An 8,302-nucleotide genomic window follows, 5' to 3' on the forward strand; every position below is an offset into this window, starting at 1 on the left:
CGGTTACCGACAAACTGTTATAGTTAACGTTTTGCTGTTCAGTTTTCAAGGTTCATGGTGTCGTTCGTTCTTGACGACTTTTACTATATTACAGTGTGTATTATTGAAAGTCAACAGTAAAATCAAAAAAGAATAAAATATAGTGAAATAATGACGTATGCCATAATTCCATACTTCCCAAATAGCACAATGAAGATAATACCTGGTAATGAAATTGAACTGTCCATACCAGCTTTATTGACGGCGAAATGCCCTATATATAGAAGAGGTACAAACAATACTGTACGAATCATCCAAATAGAGAAATGATCACCAAGGTAACTTCTAAACCGTTTATTCATCCATAAAAAAAGAAACAAGAGAATTGCAAGTGCACTATATAGTAGAGTCACGAAAGGATCCTCCCTTCAATTACTACTCTACTATATGCGGTCCCCTGCAATCCCTATGCTTCACTTCAAACTGATCTTGCGAATTTTCGCTTCTTTAAATAGAAAGAAATGTCTACTTTCAGCCATCTTACGCTCCGTCATGACGTCTAAGTCGTAATCGTCTAAAAGTTCTTCCACACGGATCGATTGGTGCCATTCCTCATTCGTCGAACGCATTAAGGAGATTAACTTTTGATCGAATTCTTTTTTCAATTTATTCTTCTTGAAAAACATCCTGTTCTCTCCTTACAGCTCTCTTCTGCCTTCAAGCGCTTTTGATAACGTAACTTCGTCTGCATACTCTAAATCTCCACCAACTGGAAGACCGTGCGCAATTCGAGTAGTGCGAATGCCAGAAGGCTTGACTAAACGAGAAATGTACATCGCGGTTGCTTCCCCTTCAATGGTTGGGTTTGTTGCAAGGATTAACTCCATGACTGTTTCATCTTGGAGTCTTTTTAACAATGGCGGAACATTAATATCCTCTGGCCCAATGCCGTCCATTGGAGAAATTGCCCCATGTAACACATGGTATTTACCGCGATAATCGCGCATTTTCTCCATCGCAATAACGTCTTTCGGATCTTGCACGACACATATCAAAGAATCATCACGGCTGTGATCCGAACATATTTGGCACGGATCAACATCCGTTATATGACCGCAAATAGAGCAGTAGTGCAAGTTTCGTTTCGCATCAACTAATGCTTTGGCGAATGAAAGAACGGTGTCTTCTTTCATCGATAACACAAAAAACGCCAGTCGAGCCGCTGTTTTCGGCCCGATACCTGGCAATTTCATAAAACTATCAATCAGTTTTGCAATTGGTTCAGGATAGTGCATGTATATTCCTCCTAGAACATGCCAGGGAGGTTCAATCCTTTCGTGAATTGTCCCATCGTGGAGTTCGCTGTATCTTCTGCTTTTTTCATTGCTTCATTCGTTGCGATAACGATTAAATCTTGTAGCATTTCTACATCTTCTGGATCTACTACGGATGGATCTAACGCTACTTCTAATACTTGCTTGTGACCTGAAACAGTTACTTTCACCACTCCGCCACCAGCTACTCCTTCAAAGCGTTGTTCCGCAAGTTCTTCTTGAGCTTGCGCCATTTGCTTTTGCATTTTTTGCATTTGTTTCATCATACCTTGCATATTTCCCATTCCACCACGCATTGTGTTTCCTCCTTAGTTAGTCGTCGTGTACTTCGACGAAATCTTTTCCAAATAGTTTTTCTGCTTCTGTAACAAGCGGGTCTTCTTCCTTCTCTTGTTCGTGAAGAAAGTCCATCAATTGCTCTGCAGCTTGTTCAGTTTCACTAGGTAAATCATTAACGGAAAGCTTCCCTTTACTACGGATAAATTCTTCCCGTATTTTTAGCCACTCTTCTTCCGGGACAAAGAGTACATCGTACACTTTCCCTAAATGTTGCTGGCTTAATTCACCAAAGCTGCTTGTAAATGATTGATTGTCCGCTGCCATCTGACAGTGTATGTCATAGGTGAATTTTAACACAAAACTAGTCGGAGATGCCGCTACTGGCTCTGCTTCATGTAAAAGTGCAGAGTGAGATTTAGGCATACTTTGTAGTAAGTGAGCCCAACTACTTTTGACGACTTGAATATCATCTTTTGTTGCGGTCTTTAAAACCTCTATGATGCGTCCAGTTGGTACATTAAACTTCGTTCGTGAATTCCCGCGTGATTGTCGAGGTTTTGAAGCAGCAGGCGTAGCAACCGTTCCAGTTGGCACACCCTTTCGCACTTGTTCTTCTAGTAAATTAAATTTCTTTTCAAGCTGTTGAATCTTTTCAAGAAATGGCTGAACTTCTACAGCGGTTGTTTTTCCACTTTCCATACTTGCGGTTTGCGACATTTTCAACATAGCCGTCTCTAAATACACTTTCGCATGGTTCGAGTATCGCATTTCTTGACTAGCATGTGACAGAATCTCGATATACGAATAGAGGGTTTCTGCTGGAAAGCTTTCCGCAAGTTGCTGGAACTTTTCTTCTGCTGTCGCGAGTTCTAATAATTCATCTAAGGAAGGAGCAGTTTTGATTACCAACAAATCTCGAAAGAAAGTGATGAAATCTTCTGTTAGTCGAACCGGATCTTTACCGTCTCTCACTAACTGATCCACGAGTGTCAAAACATTGCCTATTTCTTTTTGCAATAAAGCCTCCGAGATATCAAAAAAGACTTCCTGCCCAATAGAACCTGTCACTAACAATGCATCTTCCATCGACATTTGACCCGAACTAAACGACACTACTTGATCGAGCATACTTAGAGCATCTCGCATTCCACCAGAGGCAGCTTGTGCAACTACTTTCAAAACAGTTTCATCATACGGAATGTCTGAATCCATCAAAATAGTTTTCATACGATCGACAATTTCCGCAGACGAAATGCGCTTAAAATCAAACCGTTGACAGCGCGAGATAATCGTCAAAGGTAATTTATGTGGTTCGGTCGTTGCTAAAATGAAGATCACGTGCGCTGGAGGTTCTTCTAACGTTTTCAATAGGGCATTAAATGCACTATTGGATAACATATGCACTTCATCAATGATATACACTTTATATTTAGAGCTAGAAGGCGCGTAATGCACACGTTCTATAATGTCCCGAATTTCTTCCACACGAGAATTAGAGGCAGCATCGAATTCAATGACATCGGTATTCGATCCATCCATAATCCCAACACAGGACGAGCATTCATTACACGGCTCAGCGCCTTGACGATTTTCACAATTCAATGCTTTCGCAAATATTTTCGCTGCACTTGTTTTTCCAGTCCCTCGTGGTCCAGAAAACAAATATGCATGGGTTGTTTTTTGATAAAGGAGAGCATTTTGCAATGTCTGTTTCACATGTACTTGACCCGACATCTCTTCAAACGTCTGCGGCCGATAAACACGATAAAAAGCTTGATATGCCAACGATTCTCTCTCCTTCTACTAGCTATTATTTCAACTTACTTAGTATAACATAAAAAAGCATTTGTTCGGCTAAGAACAAATGCTTTACCAGATAATTTAAATGCCGTGCACCTTCCTTCGTCGAAAGAACATAAGCGCTACATATGTCGTTAGCTCAGTGAAGGTAACCCTGCGGCACATGAGAAAAACCACTTAATGCTGCTTCCTTCCGGACCTGACATGGTTCATGGGTACTCATTGCGCAGGACCCAGACGTCAACACTACGTGCATAAGTCAGACCCTACATATCTAATCGCCTCAGAGAAGGAGTTCAGTCTCGCTAGAGCGGATTGCGAGTTACAAGACACCGCTACCTTCCCACCTAGCACGGCATTAATTAGTATACGAAAGCCACGTAGAAAAATCAAATCGCAGCATCGAAAAGTTTTTTCACAAAAATTGTTGACACTTAATTCCTCACATGATAAATTATATTTTGTTGACACGGAGGAATACCCAAGTCTGGCTGAAGGGATCGGTCTTGAAAACCGACAGGCGGGTCATACCGCGCGGGGGTTCGAATCCCTCTTCCTCCTCCATTTTTTCAACAAACACGCGCATATATATGGGGATTGATTCGTTGCTTCTGTAACGAATTTTCTTCAAGCGAAATGTGTCTGAATATTTTGAAGGTACCTCTTAGGAGGTGCCTTTTTTGTTATTTCTTATTTTATAAATGAAAAACGCTTCTTGCTTATCGCCTTTTCACTGGCAATAGCAAGAAGCGTTTCTATTATTTACGTAAAACAGCCGTTTGAGTTAAAAATGAGCCAATTTTTTCGATAATTGGTTCCACTGTTTCCGGATTTTTCATCAAATCATATTCTTTAATATCTAAACGTAACACTGGGCATGCATTAAAATTATTGATCCAGTTTTCATATCGCTCATGCATTTCATACCAATATTCCACTGGTGTCGATTGTTCCATTGGACGACCACGAAGTTGAATGCGCGATAAGATATCCTCAATGGAACCGTCTAGGTAAATAAGTAAGTCAGGATGAGGGAAGTATGGCGTCATCACCATCGCATCAAATAAGCTCGTATACGTCTCATAATCTGTCGCTTCCATCGTACCTTTTTCCATATGCATTTTTGCAAAAATACCGGTATCTTCATAAATCGAACGGTCTTGAATGAATCCCCCACCATATTCAAAAATACGCTTTTGTTCCTTAAAACGTTCCGCTAAGAAATATATCTGTAAATGGAAGCTCCATTTTTTGAAATCATCGTAGAAACGATCTAAATATGGATTCGCATCCACTTTTTCAAAGGATGTGCGAAATTCTAACGCCTCTGCTAATGCTTTTGTCATGGTCGATTTTCCTACACCAACTGTACCTGCGATGGTGATGACAGCATTTTGTGGAATGCCGTATTTTTCTCGTAAATTCATGCGTGGAGACTCCTTTTATTCAACGTTTTGTTTACTTCTTCTAAAATAAATGCTAAATCACCTTTGTTTTGAACAAAATCAATCTCGTCTCCATTAAATCGCAAGACAGGGATATCCGGATGTGTTTCTTCAAAATGTTGGATGAAGGTATGGTAATCAGCGGATAACTGTTCCATATAATCTGCCGTAATCATTTTTTCAAATTCCCTACCACGTAATGCAATTCGTTTCATGAGTGTATCTAAACTCGCATGAAGATACACTACCATGTTAGGACGTGGCATATCAGCGGTAAGAATCGAGTAAATCGCATGATATTTGGCATATTCTTCAGCTGGTAACGTGCGTTTTGCGAAGATGAGGTTTTTGAAAATATGATAGTCTGCAACAACCGGTTGATCATGGGAGATGAATTTCGTTTGAATATCCCCTAATTGTTTGTACCGGTTACAAAGAAAGAACATCTCTGTTTGGAAACTCCACTCTTCAATATCTTCGTAAAATTTATTCAAAAATGGATTTTCATCCACGATTTCTTTCAATAAATGAAAGTGATTTGCATCTGCAATGGCTTTTGACAACGATGTTTTTCCGACGCCAATCGGACCTTCAACCGTTATAAATGGAATCGGCATCAGAAGTTCCCCCTTGAATAAATTCTAATCAGTCAATGTCCTTCATTTTATCATAGGAGTCTGTCGAAAAATAGACATTTTAAGACAATTAAGTCGAAAGAAATGGAGTCTTCCGTGATACACTATTGGCAAGGAGAGAATACAATGACACGAACACTCGATGAACACTATATGCAGCAAGCGCTTTTTGAAGCAGAAAAAGCTGGCGCATTAGGCGAAGTACCTATTGGCGCTATTATCGTGAAAGATGACCGCATTATCGCTAGAGCGCACAACCTGCGCGAAACAACACAACGCGCGACGACGCATGCAGAACTACTCGCTATCGAACAGGCGTGTGAAGAGTTAAGTAGCTGGCGTTTAGAAAATACGACCTTGTATGTGACCTTAGAGCCTTGTCCGATGTGTGCTGGGGCTATTTTACAATCCCGCATTCCTCGGGTTGTGTACGGGGCGACGGATCCGAAAGCAGGTTGCGTTCATTCCCTTTATTCCTTATTGAACGATTCTAGATTCAATCACGAATGTACCGTAACAGCGGGAGTTCTAGAGGATGAAACTGGGTCCATTTTAACTTCCTTTTTCCGCCAACTACGCGAGCAAAAAAAGAAGAGGCAGGGACATAACTAGTCTCTGAACTAAAATGAGCAGTCCGTTTAAAACGGACTGCTCATTTTGGTTAAAAAGCCAAAGGATCTTTAGATTTCCTCCCATTCTTTGGTGTATTATTGTAGGTTGACGGCTGAAGGCATCGAAGCATCTTCTAGACTGCTCTCAACCAGACGGTTGATGGTGAAGACGATATCATTTTCTTTTAATGTAACTTCTACATCTAAAGATAAAATGAGTTGATTCATCATATGATCTTTAACTATAAGAACACTTCTTTCGATATGAATTTTGCTTAGTAACTTAATTGAATCAGAAGTGTTCTTTTTTGTGGAACAAAAACAGAGGACTCGTGCATCCCCACTATCAGGCGGGATGTTCTCGAGCCCTCTATTATGAAAAGTCGAAAGTGTAGAGTAGGTGCGACTCCTGGGCGATCAGTACGACACGAAAATCCATTCGCTTCGACCGCAGTCGAAGTGAATTAGTTGAGTTTCGTGCCGCCTTATGGCCGAAAAGACACGACATCCATGTCGTATTTCGGCATGCGAACATCCATGTTCTTGAAAGCGCCACCTGCGACACTTTCGACGGTTGGTCGAGAACAAGACATAATGCTAGTAATGTCCTAGCTTCTTTTCGCTTACTTAATGACTTCTTTTCCACCCATATACGGACGTAACACTTCTGGAATCACAACAGATCCATCTGCTTGTTGGTAATTTTCTAAAAATAGCCGCTACTGTACGACCAATCGCAAGACCACTTCCGTTTAATGTATGCACATACTCCACTTTTCCTCCCGCTTCTCTACGGAAACGAATATTCGCACGACGTGCTTGGAAGTCTTCGAAGTTACTACAAGAAAGAAATTTCACGATACATATTTTGTTTGGTATCCACACTTCCACATCGTATTTTTTCGCTGCAGTAAATCCTAAATCGGCAGTACACAATTTTTAATACTCGGTATGGAAGACCAAGCAATTGTAGAACTTTTCAGCATGACCAGTTAACTTTTCTAATTCATCATATGATTTTCTGGATGCACAAAGCGTACCATTTCCACTTTGTTGAACTGATGCTGGCGAATTAACCCACGCGTGTCTCGTCCGGCAGATCCTGCTTCTGAACGGAAACACGCACTAAATGCTGCGAATCCTTTTGGCAACATATCACCATCTAGAATTTCGTCACGGAAGAAGTTCGTTACCGTTACTTCAGAAGTAGGGATTAAGAAGAAATCCTCTTTCTCGATTAAGAAAGCATCTTCTTCAAATTTCGGTAATTGCCCAGTTCCTGTTAGACTAGCACGATTCGCTAAATATGGCGGCAACATTTCTTCATATCCGTGCTCTTCGGTATGCAAATCGAGCATGAAGTTCATCAATGCACGTTCAAGTCTTGCACCTAAACCGCGGTAAAACAAGAATCTGCTTCCAGTAGTTTTCGCTGCACGCTCGAAATCGACAATTTGAAGATCCGTCGCAATATCCCAGTGTGGTTTCGCTTCAAAGTCAAATGTTGGCGTTTCTCCCCACGTGCGTACTTCGACGTTATCGTCCTCTGAGTCACCAACTGGTACACTCTCATGTGGAATGTTCGGTAAACGCATCATCATATCCGTAAATTTCTCTTCTACTTCACGTAACTCCTCGTCAATTGCCTTAATTTCATCTCCAACTTCACGCATACGGAGAATTGCATCATCTGCATTTTCCTTGTTGCGCTTCATTTGTGCAATCTGTCCTGACACTTCATTTCGTTCCGCTTTTAGCACTTTGTTTTTGCAATCAATTCACGACGTTTCGTATCAAGCGTTTCGAATTGGTCGAACGTTCCTAAATCTTCTCCTCGCGTTTCTAACACCTTTTTCACTTCTTCGTAATTTTCTCGAATGCGTTTTACATCTAACATGTGCTTTCCTCCTTAGTTGTACGATGACGAAACATTTTGGGAATAAAAAAAGCCCTCGTCCCTTATAAAAAGGACGAGAGCATACCCGCGATACCACCCAAATTGATAAACAGTACTGTTTATCCGCTTGTTTCATAACGGCCTGTTACAACCGGCTGCAACCTAGCGATAAATCGTTCAGCTGCGCTACTCAGAGATGGATTCACAAGTGTTTTTACTGACTTGCACCAACCGTCAGTTCTCTAGAAAAAACATTCCTCGTTACTAGTTCTCGTCATCGTATTTCATGTGAAATTTACACTACTTTACTACACGACGAAAA

At 40.9% G+C, this 8,302-nt stretch carries 9 protein-coding genes, 1 tRNA gene, 1 other RNA gene, 1 pseudogene and 1 other annotated feature; of the genes and pseudogenes, 2 read left to right on the plus strand and 10 right to left on the minus strand.

Features of this window, described 5'->3' with window-relative positions; all coding sequences use genetic code 11:
- Window positions 1-122: 122 nt before the first annotated feature.
- The 6 genes from D3873_RS13240 to ffs all read right to left on the minus strand — a co-directional run bounded on the left by D3873_RS13240 (window position 123) and on the right by ffs (window position 3,748).
- Complete coding sequence (locus tag D3873_RS13240; protein ID WP_119882102.1) at window positions 123-392, minus strand: hypothetical protein; 270 nt, start codon at window positions 390-392, stop codon at window positions 123-125.
- A gap of 60 nt (window positions 393-452) precedes the next feature.
- Window positions 453-665 (minus strand): YaaL family protein, encoded by a 213-nt coding sequence (locus D3873_RS13245; RefSeq protein WP_119882103.1) that lies wholly within the window; start codon window positions 663-665, stop codon window positions 453-455.
- Window positions 666-677: 12 nt separating this feature from the next.
- A complete protein-coding gene (gene recR / locus D3873_RS13250) occupies window positions 678-1,274 on the minus strand; it encodes a recombination mediator RecR (RefSeq protein WP_119882104.1) in 597 nt (198 codons plus the stop codon).
- Between the two features lie 11 nt (window positions 1,275-1,285).
- Entirely contained in the window at window positions 1,286-1,609 is a 324-nt protein-coding gene (locus D3873_RS13255) for a YbaB/EbfC family nucleoid-associated protein (RefSeq protein ID WP_119882105.1), read from the minus strand.
- A 16-nt stretch (window positions 1,610-1,625) separates the two neighbouring features.
- Complete coding sequence (gene dnaX, locus D3873_RS13260; protein WP_119882106.1) at window positions 1,626-3,377, minus strand: DNA polymerase III subunit gamma/tau; 1,752 nt, start codon at window positions 3,375-3,377, stop codon at window positions 1,626-1,628.
- Between the two features lie 103 nt (window positions 3,378-3,480).
- An RNA gene (gene ffs / locus D3873_RS13265) (signal recognition particle sRNA large type) lies at window positions 3,481-3,748 on the minus strand.
- Between the two features lie 115 nt (window positions 3,749-3,863).
- Between ffs and D3873_RS13270 the strand changes: the two genes are divergently transcribed.
- Window positions 3,864-3,956, plus strand: a tRNA-Ser gene (locus D3873_RS13270).
- A gap of 194 nt (window positions 3,957-4,150) precedes the next feature.
- Here the strand turns inward: D3873_RS13270 and D3873_RS13275 are convergent.
- Together D3873_RS13275 and D3873_RS13280 are read right to left on the minus strand one after the other, a co-directional pair.
- Window positions 4,151-4,819 carry a deoxynucleoside kinase gene (locus tag D3873_RS13275; RefSeq protein ID WP_119882107.1) on the minus strand — a complete coding sequence of 223 codons (669 nt, stop codon included), beginning with the start codon at window positions 4,817-4,819 and terminating at the stop codon, window positions 4,151-4,153.
- Window positions 4,816-5,454: a deoxynucleoside kinase gene (locus D3873_RS13280; protein WP_119882108.1), complete on the minus strand. Its 639-nt coding sequence runs from the start codon at window positions 5,452-5,454 to the stop codon at window positions 4,816-4,818. Before D3873_RS13280 ends, D3873_RS13275 begins: the two co-directional genes overlap by 4 nt.
- Window positions 5,455-5,598: 144 nt before the next feature.
- Between D3873_RS13280 and tadA the strand changes: the two genes are divergently transcribed.
- Window positions 5,599-6,084 (plus strand): tRNA adenosine(34) deaminase TadA, encoded by a 486-nt coding sequence (gene tadA / locus D3873_RS13285; RefSeq protein WP_119882109.1) that lies wholly within the window; start codon window positions 5,599-5,601, stop codon window positions 6,082-6,084.
- 95 nt (window positions 6,085-6,179) lie between these two features.
- Here tadA and D3873_RS13665 read toward each other — a convergent pair whose 3' ends face one another.
- Window positions 6,180-6,311: a hypothetical protein gene (locus tag D3873_RS13665; protein ID WP_274379955.1), complete on the minus strand. Its 132-nt coding sequence runs from the start codon at window positions 6,309-6,311 to the stop codon at window positions 6,180-6,182.
- A 395-nt stretch (window positions 6,312-6,706) separates the two neighbouring features.
- A pseudogene (gene serS / locus D3873_RS13290) lies at window positions 6,707-7,980 on the minus strand (serine--tRNA ligase).
- Between the two features lie 66 nt (window positions 7,981-8,046).
- Window positions 8,047-8,267 (minus strand) — a binding site (T-box leader).
- Window positions 8,268-8,302 lie beyond the last annotated feature (35 nt).

The sequence above is a fragment of the Paenisporosarcina cavernae genome (genome assembly GCF_003595195.1).
In the GTDB taxonomy this organism is placed as follows: Bacteria; Bacillota; Bacilli; order Bacillales_A; family Planococcaceae; genus Paenisporosarcina; species Paenisporosarcina cavernae.

Coding starts and splice junctions, on each gene's coding strand:
- D3873_RS13245 (WP_119882103.1), bottom strand. CDS start 665: ATGTTTTTCAAGAAGAATAAATTGAAAAAAGAATTCGATCAAAAGTTA.
- recR (WP_119882104.1), bottom strand. CDS start 1,274: ATGCACTATCCTGAACCAATTGCAAAACTGATTGATAGTTTTATGAAA.
- D3873_RS13255 (WP_119882105.1), bottom strand. CDS start 1,609: ATGCGTGGTGGAATGGGAAATATGCAAGGTATGATGAAACAAATGCAA.
- D3873_RS13275 (WP_119882107.1), bottom strand. CDS start 4,819: ATGAATTTACGAGAAAAATACGGCATTCCACAAAATGCTGTCATCACC.
- D3873_RS13280 (WP_119882108.1), bottom strand. CDS start 5,454: ATGCCGATTCCATTTATAACGGTTGAAGGTCCGATTGGCGTCGGAAAA.
- tadA (WP_119882109.1), top strand. CDS start 5,599: ATGACACGAACACTCGATGAACACTATATGCAGCAAGCGCTTTTTGAA.
- D3873_RS13665 (WP_274379955.1), bottom strand. CDS start 6,311: ATGAATCAACTCATTTTATCTTTAGATGTAGAAGTTACATTAAAAGAA.